23 protein-coding genes and 1 other annotated feature are annotated in these 26,164 nt (G+C 41.7%); of the genes, 21 read left to right on the forward strand and 2 right to left on the reverse strand.

Annotation, left to right across the window (positions count from 1 at the left end; translation table 11 throughout):
- Positions 1–23 precede the first annotated feature (23 nt).
- The 5 genes from CSV64_RS03765 (at position 24) to CSV64_RS03785 (ending at position 5,667) form a co-directional block, all read left to right on the forward strand.
- The gene (locus CSV64_RS03765; protein ID WP_099632862.1) at positions 24–1,010 is read left to right on the forward strand and encodes a diaminopimelate dehydrogenase; all 987 of its coding nucleotides are present in this window, start codon (positions 24–26) and stop codon (positions 1,008–1,010) included.
- A 48-nt stretch (positions 1,011–1,058) separates the two neighbouring features.
- Complete coding sequence (locus tag CSV64_RS03770) at positions 1,059–2,144, forward strand: M42 family metallopeptidase (protein ID WP_099632863.1); 1,086 nt, start codon at positions 1,059–1,061, stop codon at positions 2,142–2,144.
- A 147-nt stretch (positions 2,145–2,291) separates the two neighbouring features.
- Entirely contained in the window at positions 2,292–3,257 is a 966-nt protein-coding gene (gene argF, locus CSV64_RS03775) for an ornithine carbamoyltransferase (protein ID WP_099632864.1), read from the forward strand.
- 104 nt (positions 3,258–3,361) lie between these two features.
- Positions 3,362–3,820 carry a small multi-drug export protein gene (locus CSV64_RS03780; RefSeq protein WP_099632865.1) on the forward strand — a complete coding sequence of 153 codons (459 nt, stop codon included), beginning with the start codon at positions 3,362–3,364 and terminating at the stop codon, positions 3,818–3,820.
- A gap of 224 nt (positions 3,821–4,044) precedes the next feature.
- Positions 4,045–5,667: a long-chain fatty acid--CoA ligase gene (locus tag CSV64_RS03785; RefSeq protein WP_099633020.1), complete on the forward strand. Its 1,623-nt coding sequence runs from the start codon at positions 4,045–4,047 to the stop codon at positions 5,665–5,667.
- A 293-nt stretch (positions 5,668–5,960) separates the two neighbouring features.
- On the opposite strand, the gene sspI is transcribed toward CSV64_RS03785, so the two are convergent.
- Positions 5,961–6,176, reverse strand: coding sequence for a small acid-soluble spore protein SspI (gene sspI, locus CSV64_RS03790; RefSeq protein WP_099632866.1), 216 nt, complete (start codon positions 6,174–6,176; stop codon positions 5,961–5,963).
- Positions 6,177–6,259: 83 nt separating this feature from the next.
- Between sspI and CSV64_RS03795 the strand changes: the two genes are divergently transcribed.
- The 3 genes from CSV64_RS03795 (at position 6,260) to pheT (ending at position 10,856) form a co-directional block, all read left to right on the forward strand.
- Positions 6,260–7,030 (forward strand): TrmH family RNA methyltransferase, encoded by a 771-nt coding sequence (locus CSV64_RS03795; RefSeq protein ID WP_099632867.1) that lies wholly within the window; start codon positions 6,260–6,262, stop codon positions 7,028–7,030.
- A gap of 53 nt (positions 7,031–7,083) precedes the next feature.
- Positions 7,084–7,321: a binding site (T-box leader), on the forward strand.
- 73 nt (positions 7,322–7,394) lie between these two features.
- Positions 7,395–8,432: a phenylalanine--tRNA ligase subunit alpha gene (gene pheS / locus CSV64_RS03800; protein ID WP_099632868.1), complete on the forward strand. Its 1,038-nt coding sequence runs from the start codon at positions 7,395–7,397 to the stop codon at positions 8,430–8,432.
- Positions 8,433–8,444: 12 nt separating this feature from the next.
- Entirely contained in the window at positions 8,445–10,856 is a 2,412-nt protein-coding gene (gene pheT, locus CSV64_RS03805; protein ID WP_099632869.1) for a phenylalanine--tRNA ligase subunit beta, read from the forward strand.
- Positions 10,857–10,919: 63 nt separating this feature from the next.
- Here pheT and rnhC read toward each other — a convergent pair whose 3' ends face one another.
- Positions 10,920–11,849, reverse strand: coding sequence for a ribonuclease HIII (rnhC, locus tag CSV64_RS03810; protein WP_099632870.1), 930 nt, complete (start codon positions 11,847–11,849; stop codon positions 10,920–10,922).
- A 174-nt stretch (positions 11,850–12,023) separates the two neighbouring features.
- On the opposite strand from rnhC, the gene zapA reads away from it, so the two are divergent.
- The 13 genes from zapA to CSV64_RS03875 all read left to right on the forward strand — a co-directional run bounded on the left by zapA (position 12,024) and on the right by CSV64_RS03875 (position 26,157).
- Positions 12,024–12,284, forward strand: a complete 261-nt coding sequence (gene zapA, locus CSV64_RS03815) for a cell division protein ZapA (RefSeq protein ID WP_099629713.1) — start codon at positions 12,024–12,026, stop codon at positions 12,282–12,284.
- Positions 12,285–12,294: 10 nt separating this feature from the next.
- Complete coding sequence (locus CSV64_RS03820) at positions 12,295–12,834, forward strand: CvpA family protein (protein WP_099632871.1); 540 nt, start codon at positions 12,295–12,297, stop codon at positions 12,832–12,834.
- An 86-nt stretch (positions 12,835–12,920) separates the two neighbouring features.
- Positions 12,921–14,627, forward strand: coding sequence for a DNA polymerase/3'-5' exonuclease PolX (polX, locus tag CSV64_RS03825; protein WP_099632872.1), 1,707 nt, complete (start codon positions 12,921–12,923; stop codon positions 14,625–14,627).
- A 16-nt stretch (positions 14,628–14,643) separates the two neighbouring features.
- On the forward strand, positions 14,644–17,001 hold the full coding sequence (locus CSV64_RS03830) for an endonuclease MutS2 (RefSeq protein ID WP_099632873.1): 2,358 nt from the start codon (positions 14,644–14,646) through the stop codon (positions 16,999–17,001).
- 63 nt (positions 17,002–17,064) lie between these two features.
- Positions 17,065–17,478 carry a DUF350 domain-containing protein gene (locus CSV64_RS03835; protein WP_029052954.1) on the forward strand — a complete coding sequence of 138 codons (414 nt, stop codon included), beginning with the start codon at positions 17,065–17,067 and terminating at the stop codon, positions 17,476–17,478.
- A gap of 435 nt (positions 17,479–17,913) precedes the next feature.
- The gene (locus tag CSV64_RS03840) at positions 17,914–19,617 is read left to right on the forward strand and encodes a long-chain-fatty-acid--CoA ligase (protein WP_099632874.1); all 1,704 of its coding nucleotides are present in this window, start codon (positions 17,914–17,916) and stop codon (positions 19,615–19,617) included.
- 89 nt (positions 19,618–19,706) lie between these two features.
- The gene (locus tag CSV64_RS03845) at positions 19,707–20,291 is read left to right on the forward strand and encodes a fatty acid metabolism transcriptional regulator FadR (RefSeq protein ID WP_099632875.1); all 585 of its coding nucleotides are present in this window, start codon (positions 19,707–19,709) and stop codon (positions 20,289–20,291) included.
- Between the two features lie 26 nt (positions 20,292–20,317).
- A complete protein-coding gene (locus CSV64_RS03850; RefSeq protein WP_099632876.1) occupies positions 20,318–21,091 on the forward strand; it encodes an enoyl-CoA hydratase in 774 nt (257 codons plus the stop codon).
- 23 nt (positions 21,092–21,114) lie between these two features.
- Positions 21,115–21,888 (forward strand): electron transfer flavoprotein subunit beta/FixA family protein, encoded by a 774-nt coding sequence (locus CSV64_RS03855; protein ID WP_099632877.1) that lies wholly within the window; start codon positions 21,115–21,117, stop codon positions 21,886–21,888.
- 36 nt (positions 21,889–21,924) lie between these two features.
- A complete protein-coding gene (locus CSV64_RS03860; protein WP_099632878.1) occupies positions 21,925–22,899 on the forward strand; it encodes an electron transfer flavoprotein subunit alpha/FixB family protein in 975 nt (324 codons plus the stop codon).
- 85 nt (positions 22,900–22,984) lie between these two features.
- Positions 22,985–23,299, forward strand: coding sequence for a thioredoxin (trxA, locus tag CSV64_RS03865; protein ID WP_029052960.1), 315 nt, complete (start codon positions 22,985–22,987; stop codon positions 23,297–23,299).
- A gap of 52 nt (positions 23,300–23,351) precedes the next feature.
- Positions 23,352–25,154, forward strand: coding sequence for an excinuclease ABC subunit UvrC (gene uvrC / locus CSV64_RS03870; protein WP_099632879.1), 1,803 nt, complete (start codon positions 23,352–23,354; stop codon positions 25,152–25,154).
- 394 nt (positions 25,155–25,548) lie between these two features.
- On the forward strand, positions 25,549–26,157 hold the full coding sequence (locus CSV64_RS03875; protein WP_099632880.1) for a succinate dehydrogenase cytochrome b558 subunit: 609 nt from the start codon (positions 25,549–25,551) through the stop codon (positions 26,155–26,157).
- The last annotated feature ends 7 nt before the right edge of the window (positions 26,158–26,164 follow it).

The following is a 26,164-nucleotide window of genomic DNA, read 5'->3' on the forward strand; positions in this document are numbered from 1 at the left end:
AAAGCATAAGGGGATGAGTGATCTTGACGAAAGAAATTCGAGTAGGAATCGCTGGTTACGGTAATTTAGGGCGTGGAGTAGAGTCAGCAATCAGTCAAAATAAAGATATGACATTAGTTGGCGTATTCACGCGCAGAGAGCCGAAAGACGTACAATTACTTTCAGAACAAGTACCTGTTCATAAGCTGGATGAAATAGAATCATTTAAAGAGGATATTGATGTCTTGATTTTATGCGGTGGTTCTAAAAATGATTTGCCAGAACAAGGGCCAGCCCTTGCGAAACACTTTACAACGGTAGATAGCTTTGACACGCATGCCAAGATTCCAAAGTACTTCGCGGCAGTTGATGAAGTAGCTAAAGAGGCAGGAACAACAGCTATCATTTCTGTTGGATGGGATCCGGGTTTATTTTCGATCAACCGTTTAATGGGTGAATCCATTTTGCCAGAAGGAGAAACGTATACGTTCTGGGGTAAAGGATTAAGTCAAGGTCACTCCGATGCAGTGCGTCGTGTTGACGGCGTAAAAGCAGGCGTTCAGTACACATTGCCAGCTGAAGATGCGATCAATCGTGTGCGTAACGGTGAGCACCCTGAGCTTTCGACAAAAGATAAACATACACGTGAATGTTATGTCGTTCTTGAAGAAGGAGCTAGTGCAGATCTAGTACGTGAAACGATTGTTACGATGCCTGATTACTTCGCAGATTACGATACGATCGTTCATTTCATTACGGAAGAAGAACTTCGTCTGGACCATGCGAAGATGCCACATGGCGGTTTCGTCATTCGCAGTGGCAACACGGGTAAGCACACAGATCAAGTCATAGAATTCTCGCTTAAATTAGATAGCAATCCCGAATTTACATCAAGTGTCCTTGTCGCATATGCAAGAGCGGCTTATAAATTGCAGCAAAAAGGCGATACTGGAGCGAAAACAGTTTATGACATCGCACCCGGCTTGTTATCACCTAAATCACCTGCAGCTATTCGTAAAGAATTACTGTAATACCTGGTAAATTATTTTAGAATGTAGAATGAGGAGGCAGAATCTTTTATGAAACTGGATGAGACATTAGAGATGCTAAAAGATTTAACAGATGCACGAGGAATTCCGGGCAATGAGCGCGAAGCACGGGATGTCATGACGAAGCACATCAAACCCTATGCAGATGAAATTGATCATGACGGACTAGGTTCACTGATCGCTAGCAAAGAAGGCGATGCAAACGGGCCGAAGATCATGATCGCAGGGCACTTGGATGAAGTAGGCTTCATGTTGACACGAATCGATGATAAAGGCTTCGTATACTTTCAGACAGTAGGTGGCTGGTGGTCACAAGTTATGCTGGCACAACGCGTTTCCATCGTGACACGTTCAGGTGAGACGATTACAGGCGTAATTGGTTCAAAGCCGCCACATATTCTGCCACCTGAAGCTCGCAAGAAACCTGTCGATATTAAAGACATGTTCATTGACGTAGGCGCAGAGTCAAAAGAAGAAGTTCTGTCATGGGGCATTCTCCCAGGAGATATGATCGTGCCTTACTTCGAATTCACTGTTATGAAAAATGAGAATTACTTACTGGCAAAAGCATGGGATAATCGGATCGGCTGTGCCATCGCCATTGAAGTGATGAAGCGGTTGAAAGATGAAAAGCATCCGAACCGTTTGTATAGTGTTGGTGCGATTCAAGAAGAGGTTGGTTTGCGTGGAGCGAAAACCGCAACGAATAAAATTCAGCCGGATATCGGTTTCGCGGTTGACGTAGGTATTGCAGGGGATACACCGGGTATTACAGCAAAAGAATCTGTTGGTACAATGGGTGACGGTCCACAGATCTTGTTGTATGACGCTTCAATGGTATCTCATAGAGGATTACGCAATTTCGTAGTCGATACAGCAGAAGAGCTTAATATTCCGTATCAATTCGCAACGATGTCCGGTGGCGGAACGGATGGTGGGTCAATCCACGTGAGCGGAACAGGGATCCCTACATTGGCTATCTGTATCCCAACTCGTTACATCCACAGTCATGCGGCAATGCTTCACCGTCAAGACTTTGAGAATACAGTGAAACTGTTAGTTGAAATTGTTAAGCGTTTGGACGCAGAAGCAGTGAAAAACATCACATTTGAATAAATTATATGATCACTCAGCGGTGCCGAAAAAGCATCGCTGTTTTTTAATGAAATAATATAATAAGTTATAAAAATTCATTTGACTTCATAAATATACAATTGTATACTAGTTTATACACACTTCAAATGGATGGTAGGGGATCAATAAATGGTAAAGACAAATCAAACAACGACAAGTATAGACAAAGATAGCTTAAAAGGACGCGACTTTCTAACACTACTCGATTATTCTAGCGAAGAAATCGCGTATCTCACACAACTGGCATATGACATGAAGCAAGATACATTGGCTGGTAAGACGCCGGACATCTTAGCGGGTAAAACACTCGGCATGATATTTGAGAAGAATTCCACTCGTACCCGTATTTCATTCGAAGTGGGCATGATTCAATTAGGCGGACATGGTCTGTTCATGAATGCTCGAGATTTGCAGATTGGACGCGGGGAATCTGTTTCAGATACTGGGAAAGTATTATCCGAGTTTTTAGACGGCGTGATGATTCGTGCGAAGTCTCATAAAATGGTGGAAGAGTTGGCAGAACATACTTCAGTTCCAATTATAAACGGATTGACTGATCTATTTCACCCGTGCCAAGCGATGGCAGATTTACTTACAATCAAAGAAGTGAAAGGCGATTTGAAAGGCTTAAAACTCTCTTATATTGGAGACGGGAACAACGTAGCACATTCATTAGTCATTGCTGGTGCGCATATGGGCATGCACGTTTCTGTGGCGACACCTAAAGGCTATGAATACCACTCAGGCTTGTTTGAAAAGGCGAAGAAAATTGCCGAGTCAAATGGTGGAAGCGTGACGTCAACGTATGATCCAGTTGAGTCTGCCACAGATGCAGATGCAATTTATACGGATGTTTGGACAAGTATGGGGCAAGAGGAAGAAGCAGCGAAGCGTTTAGTCGATTTTAAAGATTTCCAAATTAATGACCAATTAGTCGGTCATGCAAAGAAAGATTATGTGTTCTTGCATTGTCTTCCAGCACACCGTGAAGAAGAAGTATCGACTTCTGTGATCGATGGTAATAACTCGTATGTATTCCAGCAAGCCGGAAATCGTCTGCACGCACAAAAAGCAATTCTTGCATCGTTACTATAATAAATCGATCAACTGCTTTCCGTTTATTTGGAAAGCAGTTTTTTTATGTTCTGCTATCTTTCGTTTGATATACTGAATGGAATCGAAATAGGGGAGGAAAATAGTTGATTACATATTTGCTTGTATTTCTTGCCGGTGCAGCACCGGGATTTGAAGTTCTAGTGGCGGTTCCTTTAGGGATTCTGCGTGGTATGTCCCTAGCAACTGCTGTCGTGGTTGGTTTTGCAGGAAACGCTTTAACAATAGTACTGGAAATTTTAGTTTTTCAGAAATTAAAAAAATGGTGGGAAAGTAAGAAGAAAACCGACGTGAAAACACCTTCAAAGCGTACAGCTCGTGCGGAGAAAATTTGGACACGCTATGGCGTTCCAGGTCTAGCTTTGCTTGGGCCTGTTTTGATTGGCTCCCATCTGGCTGCGTTCCTAGCACTTGCCCTAGGCTCATCTAAATCACAGACCGCCATCTGGTTGTTGCTAAGTCTAGCTATCTGGTCGATTGTATTTGGCACGCTAACCGTTCTCGGAGTAGATGCATTCTTTTGGACGCGTCAAAAAGTGGGATAAGCGATATACTACCGATTTATGTAGACAGAATAGTTAGACAACGTATATACTATATTCAGAAAGTAACGTTAGTAAGTATTCATAGAGTAATTTGTTTGCGCATAGAGTACATCCTGAGAATCATTCCATCTGCGCATTGATTTCATTGAAATGAATAGTACATGCTTTGAAACGTGCACGACGGATTGATAATTTCACTTCTAACGAAAGAGGAGCGGATGGATATGATGCAAACACCACTAATTCTATCTACATTTATCACACGGGCAGAACGGTTTTTTCCGAATAAGATGGTCATTTCACGAACAGGAGAACAGCGCATACAGCGTTTTACGTATCGTGAATGGGCAAAGAGAACGCGGAAACTATCAAATGCACTGACGCAGCTAGGCATGGAGCATGGTACGAAAGTTGGCACATTTGCATGGAACCATCACCGGCATTTAGAAGCTTATTTCGCGGTGCCTTGTACGGGTGCAATCCTTCACATGATCAACATTCGCTTATCGCCTGAACATATTATGTATATTATCAATCACGCAGAAGATGAAATTTTGCTCGTGGATGCAGAGTTTTTCCCTCATCTTGAAAAAATGGCACCGATGCTAAAGACGGTAAAACATTTTGTGATCATGGGCGACAGTAAAGATATACCTGAGACTACATTAGAAAATGTACATTCCTATGAAGCGCTTTTAGAAAATGCGTCAGATGAGTACGATTATCCACAAGACTTGGATGAAAATACTCCAGCGGGTCTGTGCTACACATCAGCTACTACAGGATTACCGAAAGGCGTTATATATACGCATAGAGGATTGGTTCTGCAAAGTTACGCACTTGGATTATCGGATGCAATGGGTGTGTGTGAACGGGATATTGCCATGTCTGTTGTACCGATGTTTCATGTTAATGCATGGGGAATTCCTTTCGCTGGCGTTTTCTATGGCACGACACAAGTCTTGCCCGGTCCAGGGTTTAATCCAGCCGTTCTACTCGATTTAATTGAAAGTGAAAAAGTAACAATTACTGCAGGCGTTCCGACGATTTGGCTCGCTGTACTGAAAGAATTGGAGCAGAATCCACGAGATATCTCTTCACTGCGTGGTATTGTTTGTGGCGGCTCTGCTTCGCCAAAAGGCTTAATTCGAACGTTTGAAGAGAAGTACAAAGTTCCATTCATTGTCGGCTACGGCATGACGGAAACTTCGCCGCTTGTCAGTTTATCAGTGCTAACATCTTCCATGGATAATTTGACGACAGATGAGAGAATCGATATGCGTGCGTTGCAAGGGTTGGTTATGCCGGGACTCGATATCCGTGTAGTCAATGAAAACGGAGAGGTACCGTGGGACGGTGAAACGATGGGTGAGTTGACTGTCAGAGGCCCGTGGATTGCTAGTGAATATTACAAAGATGAGCGAACGGAAGAAGCCTTTAAAGATGGTTGGCTGTATACAGGTGATATTGCAGTGATGACAGAGGACGGCTATCTGAAGTTGACGGATCGCACGAAGGATTTAATCAAGAGCGGTGGCGAATGGATTTCTTCTGTTGACTTGGAGAACGCGTTGATGTCACATGATGATGTGTATGAGGCAGCGGTGATCGCAGTTCCGCATGAAAAGTGGATGGAGCGCCCGTTGGCTTGTGTCGTGTTGAATGAGAATGTGGCAGAGGATGACGCGAAGGTACAGGAGTTGAAAGATTCGCTAAAGGTGCAGTTTGCGAGTTGGTGGATTCCGGATGAGATTTTGTTTGTCAAGGAGATTCCAAAGACGTCTGTTGGGAAGTTTTTGAAAGCGGCTTTACGGGATCAGTTGAAGGAGCATTATACGAAGGAGTAAGTAAAGATTAGTGAGACTGGATAGGGAAAGGCGCCGTTGATCGACGTTTCAGGCGGACGCTTTCCCGAGGGCGTGGCTTGAGCCTCCTCGTCACTAGCGTTCCTGCGGGGTCTCAAGGCACACGCTGATCCTCCGGGAGTCGCCGCCTTACACTTACGATCAACTAGTTTAGTTTTCTTTATGTGTGATTATAATTAGATAAAACAAAAACAAAAACAAAAACAAAAACAAAAACAAAAATCAAAAGCCCTTCACTAAATTAGAGAAGTGAAGGGCTTTTGTTTGGTTTATCTTTATTGTGCTTGTGCGAATGCTTCGGATAGTTCGTTGGTGATTTCTGCTTTTTCTGTTTCGTCTGCGCGTTTCCATAGTTGCTCGAAAAACACACCTAATCCTGGTAATAGATGTTCTTCGCCTCGTTGAATGGCATCGTCGATCACACCTCGTACGTCAGTGGAGCTATTGTTTGTCATGTTTGCTGAGATGGCATCGCGTATTTGGAAATTCATGTTCTTCAGCCTCCTTTATTCTCATCTTTTCCACAAAAGTCGCTAAATATACGCTGGTTTGATACACTAAAAAGAAAAAAAGGATGTTCAGCCTCTTGAATAAACGAATTGAATCAACTCAGAACTCATTAGTGAAACATTGGAAGAAATTAGTTACGACTCGAAAGGAACGAGATCAGACGAAAGAGTTTCTCGTGGAAGGTTTCCATCTTGTCGAAGAAGCTATTAAACAGCCGGATTTAGTTATTCAATTACTTGTACGCGAAGATATTGAAATTCCGACACATTGGACGGCACCGATTATTGAACTGACAACTGCAGTTGCAAAAGAAATTTCTGAAACAGAGCAGACACAAGGTGTTTTCGCTTATTGTAGACAGCCTCAGTACGAAGAAACAGATCAACATCAGTGGAAGCGAGTGTTGCTAATTGACGCTGTACAGGATCCGGGGAATATCGGTACGATGATCCGTACTGCAGACGCAGCAGGTTTAGATGCGGTAATTTTAGGTAAAGGATGTGCGGATCCATTTAATCCAAAAACGGTTCGCTCTGCGCAAGGTTCTCATTTCCATATTCCTGTTGTACGTGAAGAGTTGACAGTGTGGATAGATCGTTTGAAAGCCAATCAAGTCCCGGTTATCGGCACAGGTTTACAGCAAGCCGTTTCACTTAACGAATTAGAGGCACAAACTTCATTTGCACTGCTTGTAGGGAATGAAGGAAGTGGTGTTGATAGTGAATTACTATCCCAAGCTGATCATGTAGTGAAAATTCCGTTATACGGTCAGGCTGAATCACTGAATGTGGCAGTTGCGACAGGTATTTTGCTGTACACACTTCGACAGCACTGACATCTCTATTGAAGGCGTAATCGATTTACGGTATACTAGAAGGCGAATGAAAGAAAACAGCAATGACCGGGAAAAGTAAATGGTGAGATGCGTTCTCAGGGATTTCACACCTTGACTGAAAGTGTGAAAAACGATGCTCCATTGAAGTTCACCCCGCGAGCTGCACGCTTGGACCAGACATGTAAAGGCGTGCCGGCATAGGACCGTTATTCCAATTTAAGTGATTTTGCATCGTCGTTTTTCGATGCAAACTAATCAGGGTGGTACCGCGAAATCGACCTCGTCCCTTTTATAGGGGCGAGTTTTTTTGTTTTCCGGAAAGTTTAGCTACGTAACCGCCAAATAGAGAGAGGAGCAAGTACACATGAAAGAACAGTTACATGAACTGAAAGAACAGGTAATGCTGAAAATCAAAGAATCCCATACTGTCAAAGAATTGAATGATGTGCGCGTAGCGTATCTCGGGAAAAAAGGTCCGATTACCGACCTACTAAAAGGGATGGGTAAACTGCCGGCTGAAGAACGTCCGAAGATGGGGGCGCTCGTCAATGAAATCCGTGAAAGTGTAACGGCAATCCTTGAGGAACGTAAAGAAATCCTCGAACAGCAAGCAATCCAGGAACAATTGGAAAATGAATCGATTGATGTTACATTACCAGGCCGTCCAGTAGAATTAGGTAATCATCATCCTTTAACGCGAGTAGTAGAGGAAATTGAAGACTTTTTCATTAGTATGGGCTATGAAATCGCAGAAGGACCCGAAGTAGAAAAAGATTATTACAACTTCGAAGCGTTGAACTTGCCAAAAGGTCACCCAGCTCGAGATATGCAAGATTCATTTTATATTACAGAAGACATTTTATTGCGCACACATACATCTCCTGTCCAAGCTCGTACGATGGAAGCGAAAGATGGAGCTGCAATCAAAATCATTTGTCCGGGTAAAGTATACCGTCGAGACTCGGATGATGCGACGCACTCTCATCAATTTACACAAATCGAAGGGCTTGTTGTGGGCGAAAATATTCGCATGAGCGACTTGAAAGGTACACTTGATCTCCTTGCGAAGAAATTATTCGGCGCTGAGCGTGAAATTCGTTTGCGTCCAAGTTTCTTCCCATTCACGGAGCCTTCAGTTGAAATGGATATTTCTTGTTTCAAATGTGGCGGAACAGGCTGTAACGTGTGTAAGAAAACAGGCTGGATCGAAATTTTAGGAGCGGGTATGGTCCATCCTAACGTTTTGGAAATGGCTGGCTACAACCCGGAAGAAGTCACAGGATTTGCATTCGGCATGGGGCCGGAAAGAATTGCGATGTTAAAATACGGAGTGGAAGATATTCGTCATTTCTATACAAATGACATTCGGTTTATTTCACAATTCCACCGGTCAGAGGCATAAGGAGGAATATTGATGTTAGTATCAACAAATTGGTTAAGTAATTACGTAGATTGGAATGAACTTTCCATAGAAGAACTGGCAGAAAAAATTACTCGTGCCGGAATAGAAGTAGACGGCATTATTGATCGTTCATTCGGTATGGATCATATCGTCATTGGACACGTAAATAGCTGTGTAAAACATCCTGAAGCGGATAAATTACATATTTGTCAAGTCGATGTAGGTGGAGAGATTTCACAAATTATTTGTGGAGCACCAAATATCGCAGAGGGGCAAAATGTTATTGTCGCACGTCCAGGAGCAGTGTTGCCTGGTGGAATGAAGATCAAGAAAGCGAAACTTCGTGGTGAAGAGTCTAACGGCATGATCTGTTCACTACAAGAACTCGGTATAGAAGGAAAGTTGGTTCCAAAAGCGTATGCTGAAGGAATTTATGTGTTACCGAATGATGTACGTGCTGGTGATAGCGCATTGACGCATCTCGGTTTGTACGATCGTATTTTGGAATTTGATTTAACACCAAACCGTTCTGATGCATTGAGTATGCTCGGTGTTGCGTATGAAGTAGGGGCGATTTTATCGAAAGATATTAAGTTGCCGGAAATTTCTTATTCAGCATCTGCAGAAAAAGCGCAAGACGTTTTGAAACTTTCCGTAGAAGCAGCAGAAGACAATCCCATGTACGTGGCAAAAGTAGTGAAGAATGTCAAAGTTGCCGAATCACCTCAATGGTTGCAAAACACGTTAATGTCTGCTGGTATCCGACCGCATAATAACGTAGTTGATATTACGAACTACGTATTGATGGAGTATGGTCAGCCCCTTCACGCATTTGACTATGATCGTCTCGAAACGAAAGAGATCGTCGTGCGTCATGCCCGTGAAGGTGAAAAGATGGTGACGCTTGATCAAGTAGAACGGACTTTACATGATCATCAACTAGTCATAACGAATGGCAAAGAGCCGGTTGCACTTGCGGGTGTAATGGGCGGCGCTAATTCAGAAGTGTATGAAGGTACTACAACAGTTGTTATTGAGTCAGCTTATTTCGCGCCAGGTTCTGTTCGTCAAACTTCTAAAGAAGTAGGCCTACGCAGTGATGCGAGCACACGTTTTGAAAAAGGTGTCGATCCGAATCGTGTAGCAGAAGCAGCAGAAAGAGCGGCTCAATTGATGGCTGAACTTGCTGGTGGAGAAGTTCTTGAAGGGTCCGTTACGTTCGACGAACTCGACAAAACACCTGAGAAAATCATTCTTTCACCGGACTATGTAAATAATCGTCTAGGTATGAAAATTGCTATGGATGAAATGAAAACGATTATGGACCGTTTGCAGATCCCGACGGAATTAATCAATGGACAACTCGTGATGGATATCCCGACACGTCGTCAAGATTTGAAAATCAAAGAAGACATGATTGAAGAAATCGCGCGTCTATATGGTTATGATGAAATCCCAAAAACATTGCCAGTCGTAGAAAGTACACCAGGCGGTTTGACTCCTTATCAGGCGAAGCGTCGCATTGTCCGCAGATATCTTGAAGCGGCAGGACTATCACAGGCTCTGACGTATTCATTGGCTTCACCGAAAGACGCGCAAGCTTTCGCACTGGAGACAGCTCCGGTAACGAAATTGCTAATGCCGATGAGTGAAGAGCGCAGTGTTCTTCGTCAAAGCATAATTCCGCACCTTCTTGATGCAACAACGTACAATGTGGCTCGACGAAATGAATCGATTGCACTTTACGAAACAGGATCTGTTTTCCTTGGTATCGAAGAAGATGGTTTGCCGAAAGAAGTAGAACATGTTGCAGCCGTGTTGACTGGCAAATGGGTTCATCATGCGTGGCAAGGTGAAACGAAAAAAGTCGACTTCTTCGTCATGAAGGGAATTGTAGAAGGGTTGTTTGAGCAATTAGGTTTGCTTGAAAGACTACAATTCACAAAAGCGACAGTGGATCAAATGCACCCAGGTCGAACAGCGACAGTATGGTTGGATGATCAGTCAGTGGGGATCATCGGTCAAGTGCACCCGACTGTTCAACATCAACGTGACTTACAGGAGACGTATGTCATGGAAATGAATTTGCAGTCTATTATGCAAACTGCAACAGAAGAGCTGTTGTATGAAGCCGTTCCACGCTATCCTTCCATCTCTCGTGATATTGCCTTAGTTGTGGATCGAGACACATCTGCTGCGAACTTGGAGAAGATTATCCAGCAAGCAGGCGGTAAATTACTGAAGAAAGTTCAGTTGTTTGATTTATACGAAGGAAAGAACGTAGAAGAAGGAACAAAATCCGTTGCGTTCTCTCTGACGTACTTCGATCCTGAGCGTACGTTGACGGATGACGACGTCGTCAAGGCACATAGTAAAGTATTGGATGCGTTAACTGTACAAGCGAACGCACAACTCCGATCATAATAAATAAGCAGGCTACCTATCAGTTTTCTGATGGGTAGCCTGCTTTATTTTACTGCAGTCACATTATTTTTTATAAGCGAGTTTCAATGCCTTTTGTGTATTGGCAAAATGTACTTTCGTAATGGTGTGTAGAAATGGCTCTCCCTTTTTACGGATGAGCTGACAAGCTACTTGGTCAACTTTGGGGCCCGCACCTTTAGGCAATGTTACACCCGCTTTACTGCTTAATTGATCCATTGCTTCAAGGAATGCAACCCGTGCCAATATAGAAGCAGTAGCTACCGATACGTGAAGGTTTTCAGCTTTTGTCGAAAAAAGTACTTTGTCTCGAATGATACTAGATTCATCCTTTAGATAATTAAAGTAGACACGTCGTTCCGCAAACTGGTCAATGAGTATATGTTCCGGTAGAACAGGACGCATCTGATCCAGTACTTCCTGAAGTGCTTGGTTATGAAGAATAGCCTTGATCTTCCCTTGCGACCATCCTGCGCTTTGAATTTCATTGTATTTGACGTTATCAAGCGTCAGGACGGAGTAGGTTACAACTTGTTTCAAATCCTCTGCGATTTGTTGCATATACGCATCTGTAAGTTGTTTGGAATCTTTTACTCCCAGTTCTTTTACCAACTCAATCTGGTCACTACTAACATAACAGGCGGCTACAGTAATGGGGCCGAAGAAATCGCCAGTACCTGTCTCATCCGAGCCAAGAACGGATAACGATGCGAAGTTTGCTGGTAATGTATCTCCTTTGGCTCCAGACGGCGTCACTTTCGTTACTGTACCTATAGTCCCCCAGCGTGCAGCCTCTCTGTCTGCGCCTGCTCCTTGAAACAACACTTTACCTGACCGGTAAGCGGTAATGGAGGTGTCAGCAATCTTGGCTGCGAAGATGACACCTGGTGCATTACGGGTGACTTTATTTGTTTCATAGAAGCGAACAACTTCCGGCATTTCTTTTTCAGACAGGACAATGACCTGATTACTCATTTATTTACCCACTCCTTGAAATGATCTATTCCTCAGTATACCTGAAACTAGAGTTTCAAATGAAAGATAATGTCTAAAATTCTAACCTAGTGTCAGTTTGAGGCATAATTGATTCACAAGTAATTGATTTTCATGGTATGATTATGAGAGGGTTTTTAGAGGGAGGGCATAAAAATGGCGGACAATAAAAAAGCAAGAGTGACAGTTGAAATCTACGGACAAACATATACGGTTGTTGGTACGGAACCATCTTCACATGTGCGTTATGTAGCCTCGCTCGTTGATGAAAAAATGCGCGAAATCAGTAAGCATAATCGACATCTCGACAGTAAAAGAATTGCTGTCCTGACGGCGGTAAATAATGTGCATGAATTTCTAAAACTACAAGAAAGAGTAAAAGAATTAGAAGATGAAGTGAAAAAAATGAAGGGTTGAGGGGCGAAATATGATAGATTTACTCATTATTTTACTGCTTGTAGGCGGCTTGATTGCAGGCTTTAGACGCGGATTCATCGTACAGCTCATCCATATGTTAGGGTTGATTGTATCGGTAATCGTGGCGTATAAATTCTACAAGCCATTTGCAGAAAAATTAATATTATGGATACCTTATCCAGGGGCGACTGCAGCAGATACACTGAGCTGGTCGTTTGAAAACTTGGATATGGATATGACGTTTTACCGATTGATTGCATTTATTTTGATTTTTGTCGGAATGAAGCTGATTTTGCATTTAGTTGGTTCCATGCTGGACTTTATCAAGCATATTCCAATTCTTGGTTTCGGCGCACGTCTGATTGGCGCAGGACTGGGCTTTATTGAATTCTACGTTATCATCTTTTTCGTATTATCATTACTTGCGATGCTTCCTGTTGAAGTCATTCAAAATTCATTAGGTCATTCATTGCTGGCAAAAGCAATGTTCGAACACACGCCAATTATTTCCTCGGCAATAAAAAATTGGTGGTTCGTTTATATAGGCTAACGCTTGTAAATAATGTACTGTACATATGAACCAAAAGCTTCCCGAACGCGTGGAAGCTTTTTTAACAGAGTGGGGAGGATACTGACTTGAATAAAAAGACTATAATTCGTACATTTGAAAAAATTGCATTGTATATGGAGTTACTTGGAGAAAACCATTTTAAAGTAGCTGCGTTCAGGAAAGCCGCTTCGATTCTGGAATTGGACACAAGAAGTCTCGCTGAAATGGATGATATCTTGTCGTTGAAGGGAATCGGTAAAGGAACCGGTGCAGTCATTACTGATTTAATGGAAAAAGGAACTTCAGATGTTTTGACGGAACTTGAAGAGAAGGTTCCAAAAGGTTTGATCCCTCTCTTGAATATTCCTGGACTCGGTGGCAAGAAAATAGCCAAACTACGCGAAGCGTTGAATATAGATTCGATTGAATCACTTCAAGCAGCTTGCGAAAGACAAGAGGTTAGTAAAATTCCGGGATTCGGTAAAAAGACAGAAGAAAACATATTGCGTGAAATTGAAATACTCTCAAGTCGTTCCGGCAAGACACCAATTTGGCAAGTAACAAAAATCGTGGATATCGTTCAGGCTGAATTACAATTGATTGATGAAATTCAGAAGTTTCAAGTAGCAGGCAGTTATCGTAGGCGCGAAGAAGAAAGTTCGGATGTGGACTGGATTCTCGTAACGGACGAACCACAAATCGTACGTGAAAAAATCATGGCTGCGTTACCGATCGAAAAGGTGATCGCAGCGGGAGATGCTAAACTATCGATTTCGCTTGATACAGAACATCCAATCGATGCAGATTTTCGTTTTGTCACGGAAGACCAATTCGCAACAGCACTTCATCACTTTACTGGCTCTGCTGCGCATAATATACGGATGCGTCAGTTGGCTAAAAATCGTAAACAGAAAATTAGTGAGTACGGTGTAGAAGATGAAACAGGACATGTGCAGACATTTACTAGTGAAAAAGAATTCTTTGCACATTTTGATTTGCCATTCATTCCACCAAGTATTCGCAAAGACGGTACGGAACTCGACCGGGCAAGTGAGATTTCTACACTTGTCACACCTGAACTGATTCGTTCCGATCTTCATATGCACACTACTTGGTCGGATGGCGGGCATTCCATAGAAGAAATGGTGCAAGCCTGCCGTGCAAAAGGCTATTCACATATGGTTATCACCGATCATTCACATTATTTAAAAGTAGCTAATGGTTTAACACCTGAGCGTTTAGTAAAGCAAATTGAGGAAATTCGCGAAGTAAACGCGAAATATGATGACATCGAAGTATTCTGCGGAACCGAGATGGACATTCTTCCGGATGGGACATTAGATTTTGATGATGAAATTCTTGAGCAACTAGACTTTGTCATTGCGTCGATTCACTCAAGTTTCAATCAACCACAGGAGCAAATCATGGAGAGATTGCATGCTGCTTGTCAAAATCCACATGTGCACATGATTGCCCACCCGACAGGCCGTATTATAGGTCAGCGTGAAGGGTATAATCCGGATATCGAACAGCTCATTAAGTGGGCGAGCGAATACGGCAAAATACTAGAAGTGAACGCAAGTCCATATCGTTTGGATTTACGCACGGAACACGTAATCCAAGCGATGGAAGCTGGTGTCAATATTGCGATCAATACAGATGCGCATGCGATAGAACAACTTGACATTATGCCGATTGGCGTAGAATACGCCCAAAAAGCTTGGCTTCCTGCTGAACAGGTAGTCAACACATGGACACTTGAAACATTTATTGAGAAAGTGATTCGTAGATGAAAGGAAGTGTAAGACATTGGAAAAGCGTGTCTTAAAAACACTTGAATTTGATAAAATCATTCAACAAGTAGCGGCACAATGTACGTCCATTGCGGGCCGTGCACATATAGAGCAGTTAGTACCTTCAACAAACCTTGAAGATGTCAATCGGTTACTTGAAGAAACAGACGAAGGGTTGGCACTTTTACGAATTCGCGGCAATGTCCCGATGGGTGGAATCCACGATATTCGATCCCACGCTAAACGAGCACAAATTGGCGGAATGTTAAGCGCCATGGAACTAGTGGAAATTGCAGACACGATCCGGGCGAGTAGAATTCTACGTCAGTTTTTAGAGGCTGTTATGGCTGAAGGTGAGATTTCTATTCCCCATTTAATCGCACGTAAAGAAGCAATGCCGATCCTGACAGCAATCGAACATGAAGTCAATGCGGCAATCGATGATAATGGTCGAGTGATGGACAGTGCTTCATCCGCGTTACGTTCAATTCGCCAGAGCTTACGTATTCAAGAAAGTCGCGTGCGTGAACGTCTTGAAAGTTATACGAGGGGGAAGAACGCATCGAAAATGTTATCTGACGCAATCGTCACGATGCGTAATGATCGGTATTGTATTCCAGTTAAAGCGGAATATCGTTCTCACTATGGCGGTGTAATTCACGATATGTCTTCATCTGGCCAAACACTATTCATCGAACCAGATGCAGTTGTACAAGCGAATAATGAGATTCGTGAACTGAAAGTCAAAGAGCAAGAAGAAATCGAAAAGATTTTGCTTGCCTTGTCAGCCAGTATTCAAGAGATCGCTCATGAGCTATTCACATTAGTGCAGCTATTAGCAGAAGTAGATGTCATTTTAGCAAAAGCCAAATACGGTACTGCAAATAAATGTACAAAACCAGCAGTTAACGCAGATGGCTATATGCGACTCTCTAAAGCGCGTCACCCACTTCTACCAATTAATGAAGCAGTAGCGAATACAATTGAATTCGGTACAGATGTTACAACGATTGTGATCACGGGTCCGAATACAGGTGGTAAAACAGTTACGTTGAAAACAGTTGGCCTTTGTACATTGATGGCGCAATCAGGTCTGCCTATTCCAGTACTCGATGGTTCTGAAATTGCAGTCTTTGATTCTATATACGCAGATATCGGTGATGAGCAATCGATCGAACAGAGCTTAAGTACATTTTCATCCCATATGGTCAACATCGTAGATATATTGAAAAAGTTCGATGATCGCTCTCTATTATTGTTTGATGAATTAGGCTCAGGGACAGATCCTCAAGAAGGTGCTGCTCTTGCCATTTCCATTTTAGATGAAGTGCATGGAACTGGCGCACGAGTGATGGCGACCACACACTATCCGGAACTAAAAGCGTATAGCTTTAACCGGCCAGGTGTAACCAATGCAAGTGTTGAATTCGATATCGATACGTTGAGCCCGACTTATCGTTTACTGATCGGTGTACCGGGACGAAGTAATGCATTTGAAATTTCCAAACGACTAGGTTTACAAAGTCATGTAATCGATCGTGCAAAGAGCTTTACAGGAGAAAATCGTGGAGAAGTAGATTCTATGATCGCCTCACTTGAAACGAGTCGTGTGCAATCTGAAAAAGACGCTGAACGTACACATGACGTACTTTTAGAAACAGAAAAGCTGAAAAAAGAATTACACGATAAATTACAAGAATTTGAAGAGCAAAAAGACCGTTTAACAGAAGTGGCCAAAGAGAAAGCGAAAAAAATCGTGGATCAGGCCAAAACAGAATCTGAAGCGGTTATTTCAGATCTACGTGCTCTACGAATGAATGCAGGAGCTAGTGTGAAAGAGCATGAATTAATCGAAGCGCGAAAACGTTTGGAAGGCGCTGCACCTGAAGAGAAGAAAAAGAAAACCATTAAAGCGCAAGCAGGACCTCGTCCGTTACAACAAGGGGACGAAGTGAAAGTACTCGCATACGGACAAAAAGGAACACTTGTCGAAAAAGTATCAGAAAAAGAATGGATCGTACAAATTGGTATTTTGAAGATGAAACTACCGGAATCTGGATTGCAGTATACGAAGCCTGAAAAAGAAAAGAAACATGTTACAGTCTCAGCAGTTAGGGGTCGTTCCGAACATGTGAAAATGGAGCTTGACTTACGTGGTGAACGATATGAAGATGCTCTTGTGCGAACCGAGAAGTATATTGATGATGCGTTATTGTCCAACTACCATCAGGTAAACATTATTCACGGTAAAGGAACGGGTGCACTTCGACAAGGCGTTCAACAATATCTAAAAAAACATTCACGCGTGAAATCCTATCGCTTTGGTGAAGCAGGAGAAGGCGGAAGTGGCGTTACTGTAGTAGAATTAAAATAAATGAAACCTTTCAGCTGCTTGGACCGTATGACAAGCAAGAGAATATAAAGAAGGTGCAGCGTTATGAATCATACGGGATTTTGGAGTCATCCATTAGTTGAGACGGCCGGGTATTTCAGTGTCGTTACACTGTGCTTGATCGTGTCGATGGTGCTATTTGAAATCGTAACAAAATATAAAAACTGGGAAGAGATCCGTAAAGGAAACTTGTCAGTGGCGATGGCGACAGGCGGAAAAATATTTGGTGTCGCCAATATTTTTCGCTATTCGATCGAGCAGCATAATAGCTTGCCGCAGATGATGGGTTGGGGCCTATTCGGTTTCGTACTTCTCGTCTTTGCCTATTTGCTGTTCGAATTCCTGACACCGAAGTTCAAGGTGGATGAGGAGATTCAGGCGGACAATCGTTCAGTTGGCTTCATCTCGCTCTGTATTTCGGTAGGTCTGTCATTCGTCATAGGCGCCAGTATTTCATAGGAGACCGCATATTATGGAAAGATTAATTAAAATACTATTAGTAGTCTGTGTACTCTTCGTCCTCGTCGGAGTCTACTGGCTATTCAACAACACACCTTGACCTCGGTCTTGGTGTGTTTTTTAGTACTTGAAATATGGGAGAACAATAGCAAACAGCGGATAGTTACATAGGTATTGCGAGGGGATCGAAGCTTCAAGTGGCGGATGCCTTCGCGCGGGACCGCATTTCTTCTGAAGCGGAAATCCCAACGCAAAATAATATTAACCTCACTATTTATAAAATGTATAAAGCTAATTACTCTCACATAGACTAAGAGGTATGTATGCAAACGAATAAAGCGCTTTCATATTTATCTTGTAAACTAATTAGTTTATCGATATACTAATGAATAAGGAATGTTCGAACAATTACATTAACGTAAAGGAGTTGTATAGATGACAAAAAAACCTTGGCTTGCTGCATATCCGAAAGAAATTCCGACTACTTTAGAATATGAAAATATTCCATTGCAAGACTATCTAACGAGGTCTAGCAAAAAGTATTCAAATAACACAGCGATTCATTTTATGGGGAAAGATATCACGTTCAAAGAATTTCACGAGTCCGCTCTAAAATTCGCAACCTATTTGCAAAAATTAGGGGTTGAGAAGGGTGACCGCGTAGCTATCATGCTTCCGAACTGTCCACAAGGTGCTATCGCATACTTTGGAATTCTCTACGCAGGTGCTATTGTAGTACAGACAAATCCTTTGTATACAGAGCGGGAATTGCACTACCAACTTTCTGATTCGGGTGCAAAAGTGATTATTTCACTGGATATTTTGTTCCCTCGCGTCACGAAAGCAATGAATGGAACTGCGCTTGAAAATATAATAATTACGGGGATTAAAGATTATCTCCCATTCCCTAAAAATCTAGTGTATCCATTCATTCAGAAAAAAGAGCATAAGTTGACGGTTAAAGTGGAGCATCGTGGTATTCACCATTTATATACCGAAATAATGAAAACAACACAACCTGATCCGATTCATATAGCGTATGAGAAAGGGGATATTGCATTATTGCAGTATACCGGAGGAACTACAGGACCGCCAAAAGGTGTGGAACTGACTCATACCAATTTAATTAGCAATACTGAGATGTGTAGTGCCTGGTTATACAAAACAACAGATGGCGAAGAAACGATTATGGGGATTCTACCGTTTTTCCACGTATATGGTATGACGACGGTTTTGATTTTCGCAGTAATGAAAGGTCATAAAATGGTCTTGATTCCTAAATTTGATTTTAAGACTGCATTAAAAGATATTGATAAACAAAAACCTACATTATTCCCAGGTGCACCGACGATCTATATTGGTCTGTTGAATCATCCTGATTTGGAAAAGTACGATCTTTCTTCTATTAAAGCTTGTATCAGTGGATCTGCTGCATTACCCATTGAGGTGAAAGAAAAGTTTGAAGCGGTTACCGGTGGAAAGCTTGTAGAAGGTTATGGCTTAACAGAGACCTCTCCAGTAGCAATGGCGAACTTTGTGTGGGATGGACTAGAAAAGCGAGGCTCTATCGGTGTTCCGTGGCCAGATACAGATGCGTGTATTCTTGGACCAGGCTCATCAGAATCGTTACCAATAGGAGAAATTGGAGAAATTGCGATAAAAGGACCTCAAGTAATGACAGGTTATTGGAATCGGCCGGACGACACACAGGAATCATTCCGTGATGGATGGTTTTTGACAGGGGATCTAGGGTATATGGATGAAGACGGTTATTTCTATGTTGTTGACCGTAAAAGAGATATGATTATCGCAAGTGGATTCAATGTCTATCCACGTGAGATTGAAGAAGTCCTATATGAACATCCCGCAATTCAAGAGTGTATCGTAGCAGGTGTACCAGATCCTTACCGTGGTGAAACAGTTAAAGCTTATATTGTTTTAAAAGAAGGATATTCCATAACGGAAAAAGAATTAGATACGTATTGCAGAAAGCAGCTTGCTGCATTTAAAGTTCCAAAGCATTATGATTTCCGCGAAGATCTTCCTAAAACAGCAGTAGGTAAAATCTTGCGTAGAACATTAGTAGAGGAAGAACGAAGAAAATTAACGGAAGTTCAAGATTCATTAAAAAGTTCATAACAAAATGCTTGACTATAACCCAAAAGAATATTAATATGAAAATATGAATGAATCATCATTCATATTTTCTTTTTGGTGGTGAATCATTAATGAAGCGAACAAAACCTAAATATAAACAAATTGTAGATGCTGCAGTAATTGTTATTGCAGAGAATGGATACCACCAAGCACAAGTCTCAAAAATAGCTAAAGAAGCTGGAGTTGCGGATGGAACCATTTATTTGTACTTTAAAAATAAAGAAGACATTCTCATATCCGTATTCAGAGAAAAAATGGCGATTTTTGTAGAAAACATTGAAGAAATTTTAAAGAAAGATCTTCCAATCGCAGAAAAACTGCAATTAGTTGTAGAAAATCATTTTACAGTACTGCAAGAAGATCCTCATTTAGCGATCGTCACACAATTGGAACTCAGACAGTCAAATAAAGATCTGCGATTCCAAATCAATAACGTGTTGAAAGAATATATGGTTTTGTTGGATACTTTGCTTGAAGAAGGGGTAGAGAAAGGAGAGTTATCTCCTAAACTTGACCTTAGGCTAGCAAGGCAGATGCTATTTGGCACAATGGACGAGACAATTACCTCTTGGGTGATGAACGAACAGAAATTTAATTTAATTAGCTTAGCACCAAAAGTTAGCTACATGCTATTGCATGGCTATAAACAACAGTAAGCATTGCATTAAAGGAGAGATAGTAGATGACATTGATTAACTTGGAGAAAGACGGACATGTCGCATTAGCGAAAATTGACCATCCACCGGCGAACGCACTGTCTTCGAAATTGATTGAAGAAGTGGATCAGCTGTTAACCAGCGTAGAGCACGACGACGATGTTCGCGTTGTTGTTCTATATGGTGAAGGTCGATTTTTCTCAGCGGGTGCAGACATTAAAGAATTCACAACGGTCGACACAGGCGCAGCATTCTCGAACCTTTCTAGTAAAGGACAAGAAGTTTTCGAGCGATTAGAAAACTTCCCTAAACCTGTAATCGCTTCCATTCATGGAGCAGCACTTGGTGGTGGTTTAGAGCTTGCGATGGCTTGCCATATCCGCTTAGTTACGAAGAGTGCAAAGCTAGGCTTACCGGAATTGCAATTAGGCCTTATTCCTGGATTTGCTGGTACGCAACGTTTGCCACGTTTGGTTGGTGTAGCGAAGGCAGCAGAAATTATGTTGACGAGTGATCCAATCTCAGGTGAAGATGCAGTACAGTGGGGACTTGCAAATCATGCATATTCAGATGAAGAACTTTCAGCTGAAACTTTGAAGATGGCAAAGAAGATTTCTCAGAAAAGCCCGATCGCAGTGAAACATGCATTACGTATGCTTTCCTACTCAAAAGATCAGTCATTTTATGAGGGTGTGGAAGAAGAAGCGAAATCATTTGGAGAAGTTTTCGTCTCTGAAGATGCCAAAGAAGGTATTCAAGCATTTATTGAAAAACGTCAACCTACATTTAACGGGAAGTAATTATCGAATAGGAGGTTCTATTAATGAACATTTATGCATTAGTAAAAAGAACATTTGATACGGAAGAAAAAATTTCAATTTCAAACGGTGCCATTGCTGAAGATGGTGCAGAATTCATTATCAACCCATACGATGAGTACGCAGTAGAAGAAGCTATTAAACTACGTGACGAACACGGTGGGGAAGTAACTGTACTATCAATCGGAGACGAAGATTCCGAGAAACAACTACGTACAGCATTGGCGATGGGTGCAGATAAAGCAGTACTCATCAATATTGAAGACGACATTGATGATATTGACGAATACACATCAGCGAAAGTCATTGCAGATTACCTAAAAGACAAAGATGCTGATCTAATTCTTGCAGGTAACGTAGCAATCGATGGCGGTTCAGGACAAGTAGGACCACGTGTAGCAGAATTGCTTGGCATTAACTATGTCACGACAATTACTGAATTAACGATAGACGGAACGAACGCAACCGTTGTACGAGACGTAGAAGGGGATTCAGAAACCATTGAAACATCCCTGCCACTTCTTGTCACAGCACAACAAGGTCTGAACGAACCACGTTACCCTTCTTTGCCTGGTATTATGAAAGCAAAGAAGAAACCTCTTGAAGACCTAGAGTTCGATGATCTAGATTTAGAGGAAGATGACGTAGAAGCGAAGACTGAAACAAAAGAAGTCTTCCTACCACCTGCAAAAGCAGCGGGGCGTGTACTTGAAGGAGAGCCAGCAGATCAAGCGGCTGAACTTATAAAATTATTGCGTAACGAAGCGAAAGTAATTTAATTCATATAGAGAACCGTAATTAGGAGGGACTACATTATGTCAAAGAAAATGTTGGTTTTAGGTGAAGCACGTGATGGAGAACTACGTAACGTATCATTTGAAACAATTGCAGCGGCAAAGAATATTTCAGGCGGCGGAGAAGTTGTCGCTGTTCTTATAGGGGACCAAGTTCAGTCACTTGGCGAAGAAATGATTCATTATGGGGCGGATCGTGTAGTAACGGTTGAGCACCCACATTTGAAGCATTACACGCCAGACGGCTTTGGCCAAGCGTTCCTAGCAGTCTACGAAGACGAATCTCCCGACGGTGTCGTATTTGGACACACAGCTATGGGTAAAGACTTATCACCGAAAATTGCAAGTAAGCTTGGAACTGGATTAATTTCAGATGTGACTAAGATTGAAGGAGAAGGCGACGATGCAGAATTCATCCGCCCAATTTATTCTGGTAAAGCATTTGAAAAAGTAGAAATTAAAGAAGGTTTGCAATTTATCACAATCCGTCCGAACAACATTGAGCCGTTAGCACATGATGCAAGCCGCTCAGGTGACGTAACAGCGAAAACTGTAGACATTACAAACCTACGTTCTATTATTAAAGATGTAGTACGTAAATCTACAGAAGGTGTAGATTTATCTGAAGCTAAAGTTATTGTAGCTGGCGGCCGTGGGGTCAAAGGACCTGAAGGATTTGAACCATTAAAAGAATTGGCAAACCTTCTAGGCGGCGCAGTCGGTGCTTCACGTGGAGCATGTGACGCAGACTACTGTGACTATTCACTACAGATTGGACAAACGGGTAAAGTAGTTACTCCAGACTTGTATATTGCAGCAGGAATTTCTGGAGCGATCCAGCACGTAGCAGGTATGTCCAACTCGAAAGTCATTGTGGCAATCAATAAGGATCCTGAAGCGAACATCTTTAAAATTGCAGACTACGGTATCGTAGGGGACATTTTCGAGATTATTCCCATCATGATTGAAGAAATTAAAAAGATCAAAGTCAGCTAATGAATTGAGATAGGCATTTTTTTAGCTCCTTCTATACCTCCATGATATAATACGGATATAGTTAAAGACTAAGGAGGAAATTAGAATGGCGATTATCAATGCAACTGATTCGAACTTTGCAGAAAACGTAAAAGAAGGCGTAGTACTAGTAGACTTTTGGGCACCTTGGTGTGGTCCATGTAAAATGATCGCTCCTGTACTTGAAGAACTTTCAGGAGAACTTGAAGGGAAAGCGAACATTGTAAAAGTAAACGTAGATGATAACCAAGCAACTGCTAGCCAGTTCGGTATCATGTCGATTCCAACACTTCTTCTCTTTAAAGATGGAGAAGTAGCTGAGAAGGTAGTAGGCTTCCAACCTAAAGAAGCACTTGCACAACTAGTTGAAAAACACGCATAAATACAAGAGACCGGGCCGCAAGAGCAGCCCGGTCTTTTAGTAGGTGAAAATAATGAATGAAATTATTGAACATAAACTTTCGATCCTCCCTGAATTGCCGGGTTGCTATTTAATGAAAGATCGTCAAGGTACTGTCATCTATGTTGGGAAAGCAAAAGTGTTAAAAAACCGTGTACGCAGCTATTTTACGGGTTCCCATGATGGCAAGACACAGCGGTTGGTAGGAGAAATAGAGGATTTTGAATATATAGTAACCAATTCTGAAATCGAAGCTTTAATTTTAGAATTAAACATGATTAAGAAATACGATCCAAAATACAATATTATGCTTAAAGATGACAAAACATATCCTTACTTGAAAATTACTAACGAACGTCATCCGAAGTTAATCATTACACGTAAAGTTAATAAAAAATCAGGCAAGTATTTTGGGCCGTATCCAAATGCAACGGCCGCTCATGAAACGAAAAGATTACTGGATCGCTTATATCCATACCGCAAATGTCAGACTATACCTACTCGAGCATGTCTGTACTATCATATCGGTCAATGTCTTGCGCCTTGTATTAAAGAAGTGCCTGCGGATGCATATACTGAAATGATCGCAGACATTACAAGATTCCTCAATGGTGGTTATAAGGAAGTAAAAAAAGAACTACAACAAAAAATGAATGAAGCAGCGGAAGAATTAGAATTTGAACGAGCGAAAGAATATCGCGATCAAATAACTAATATCGAAACCGTAATGGAAAAGCAGAATATGAATGCAAATGATTTTACAGATCGTGATATTTTTGGCTATGCAGTTGATAAAGGCTGGATGTGTGTGCAGGTGTTCTTCGTCAGACAAGGTAAAATGATAGAACGCGATGTATCCATTTTCCCAGCTTATCAAGATCCTGAAGAAGAATTACTGACGTATCTCGGCCGTTTCTATGGAGAAGCTCAACATTTATTGCCGAAAGAAGTACTTCTTCCGGAAACCGTTAATTTTGCGTTAGCCGAACAATTGCTTGATACGACTGTGTTAATACCACAACGTGGAAAGAAAAAAGAGCTTGTCAAACTCGCTGCCAAAAATGCGTCTATTGCATTAAACGCCAAATTCCAAATAATTGAACGTCAAGAAGAACGTACAATTGGTGCGTGTGAAGAGCTTGGTGAAGCGATGAATATCAGTACGCCTCTTCGCATTGAAGCGTTTGATAACTCCCATACACATGGCGTGGAACCGGTATCCGCGATGATATCCTTTGTAGACGGAAGACCAAATCGCAAAGATTATCGAAAGTATAAAACCAAAACTGCAGCAGCCCATGATGATTATGGTGCAATGCGTGAAGTCGTTAGACGACGCTATACACGAGTATTAAAAGATCAGTTGCCTTTACCGGACTTAATTGTCATTGATGGTGGGAAAGGGCAGATGGAGATTGCTCGGGAAGTGCTAGAAGATGAACTCGGACTTTCTATTCCGATAGCTGGACTGGCAAAAGACGATAAACATAATACAGCGCAATTGCTGTACGGTCATCCACCAGAGATAGTTCCATTAAAGAAAACAAGTGAAGCATTTTACTTATTACAACGTGTTCAAGACGAAGTCCATCGATTTGCTATTACGTTCCACAGACAGCGAAGAGGAGCATCTTCACTAACTTCTTCACTTGATGGAATTGAAGGCGTTGGACCGAAACGTAAACAGCAATTACTAAAACACTTTAAAACAGTGAAAGCCATTCGTGAAGCAACACCTGAACAATTAAAAGAAGCAGGGATGCCAAAAAAAGTAGCTGATGAGTTACTCGCTCATTTTCAGCAACCTGAAACAACCGAAAAGCCCCTGACTGAGTAATAAGTCAAGGGGCTTTCATTGATATATATAGTTTAATTTTCAGTATATTTTATTTAATTAGCCAGTTAACGGAATTAGAGATAAAAATTCCAGAAATAAATAAGTTGCGTAGTATAATAAAGCGAAAAGCTACATGCTCAAACCCTTACTCTCATGGGCTTCGAACTATGTCAAGCGTTGTCGGATCATAGGAAAAAGCATTGTGTGATTCGACGTTTTTAGAAAAATCATAATCTACTATGAAAAGCACACAGCGTCTTGACCTGTCCTATACAGAGGAGTACAATATACATGTTATCATATTGTACCATGAAGAGAGATACTGGTGAATGCGAACCAAATAGAGAACCGCATCACTACAGTATAATCTCAGAAATAAGGGAGGGTAAAAGACTTGTCGAAAGAAACAGATTTTTTCTTACGCCGTCTACATTCGTTGCTTGGTGTAATTCCAGTTGGACTTTTTGTTGCCCAACACTTAGTAATTAACCATTTTGCAACACGCGGTGAGGAAGCATTCAACACAGCATCTAATTTTATGGGGAACTTGCCGTTTGTATTTTTCTTGGAATGGTTTATTATCTACATTCCACTCATGTTCCACGCGTTTTACGGAGTGTACATAGCTTTCTCAGCGAAATACAACGTGGGCCATTACAGTACTTTCCGTAACTGGATGTTCACGCTCCAACGGTTCACAGGCGTATTCCTAGTCATCTTCATTGCATGGCATGTATACGAAACTCGTATTCAAAAAGCGCTTGGAACTGAAGTAGACTTCAACATGATGGTCGATATCTTGTCGAATCCATTTATGCTTGTATTCTATATCCTAGGTGTTGTTTCTGCTACTTTCCACTTAGCAAATGGACTATGGTCTTTCTGTGTTACTTGGGGAATTGCACAATCACCAAGATCACAAAAAATCGTATCGTACATCACAATAGTTATATTCTTAATACTTTCTGTAATTGGAATTCAAGCACTTCTAGCTTTTGTGTAAAAAACTA

The sequence above is a fragment of the Sporosarcina sp. P32b genome (genome assembly GCF_002743335.1).
In the GTDB taxonomy this organism is placed as follows: Bacteria; Bacillota; Bacilli; order Bacillales_A; family Planococcaceae; genus Sporosarcina.

Coding starts and splice junctions, on each gene's coding strand:
- CSV64_RS03860 (WP_099632878.1), top strand. CDS start 21,925: ATGTCAAAGAAAATGTTGGTTTTAGGTGAAGCACGTGATGGAGAACTA.
- pheT (WP_099632869.1), top strand. CDS start 8,445: ATGTTAGTATCAACAAATTGGTTAAGTAATTACGTAGATTGGAATGAA.
- CSV64_RS03855 (WP_099632877.1), top strand. CDS start 21,115: ATGAACATTTATGCATTAGTAAAAAGAACATTTGATACGGAAGAAAAA.
- CSV64_RS03820 (WP_099632871.1), top strand. CDS start 12,295: ATGATAGATTTACTCATTATTTTACTGCTTGTAGGCGGCTTGATTGCA.
- CSV64_RS03835 (WP_029052954.1), top strand. CDS start 17,065: ATGAATCATACGGGATTTTGGAGTCATCCATTAGTTGAGACGGCCGGG.
- rnhC (WP_099632870.1), bottom strand. CDS start 11,849: ATGAGTAATCAGGTCATTGTCCTGTCTGAAAAAGAAATGCCGGAAGTT.
- sspI (WP_099632866.1), bottom strand. CDS start 6,176: ATGAATTTCCAAATACGCGATGCCATCTCAGCAAACATGACAAACAAT.
- zapA (WP_099629713.1), top strand. CDS start 12,024: ATGGCGGACAATAAAAAAGCAAGAGTGACAGTTGAAATCTACGGACAA.
- pheS (WP_099632868.1), top strand. CDS start 7,395: ATGAAAGAACAGTTACATGAACTGAAAGAACAGGTAATGCTGAAAATC.
- argF (WP_099632864.1), top strand. CDS start 2,292: ATGGTAAAGACAAATCAAACAACGACAAGTATAGACAAAGATAGCTTA.
- CSV64_RS03785 (WP_099633020.1), top strand. CDS start 4,045: ATGATGCAAACACCACTAATTCTATCTACATTTATCACACGGGCAGAA.
- CSV64_RS03845 (WP_099632875.1), top strand. CDS start 19,707: ATGAAGCGAACAAAACCTAAATATAAACAAATTGTAGATGCTGCAGTA.
- trxA (WP_029052960.1), top strand. CDS start 22,985: ATGGCGATTATCAATGCAACTGATTCGAACTTTGCAGAAAACGTAAAA.
- CSV64_RS03850 (WP_099632876.1), top strand. CDS start 20,318: ATGACATTGATTAACTTGGAGAAAGACGGACATGTCGCATTAGCGAAA.
- CSV64_RS03840 (WP_099632874.1), top strand. CDS start 17,914: ATGACAAAAAAACCTTGGCTTGCTGCATATCCGAAAGAAATTCCGACT.
- uvrC (WP_099632879.1), top strand. CDS start 23,352: ATGAATGAAATTATTGAACATAAACTTTCGATCCTCCCTGAATTGCCG.
- CSV64_RS03770 (WP_099632863.1), top strand. CDS start 1,059: ATGAAACTGGATGAGACATTAGAGATGCTAAAAGATTTAACAGATGCA.
- CSV64_RS03795 (WP_099632867.1), top strand. CDS start 6,260: ATGTTCAGCCTCTTGAATAAACGAATTGAATCAACTCAGAACTCATTA.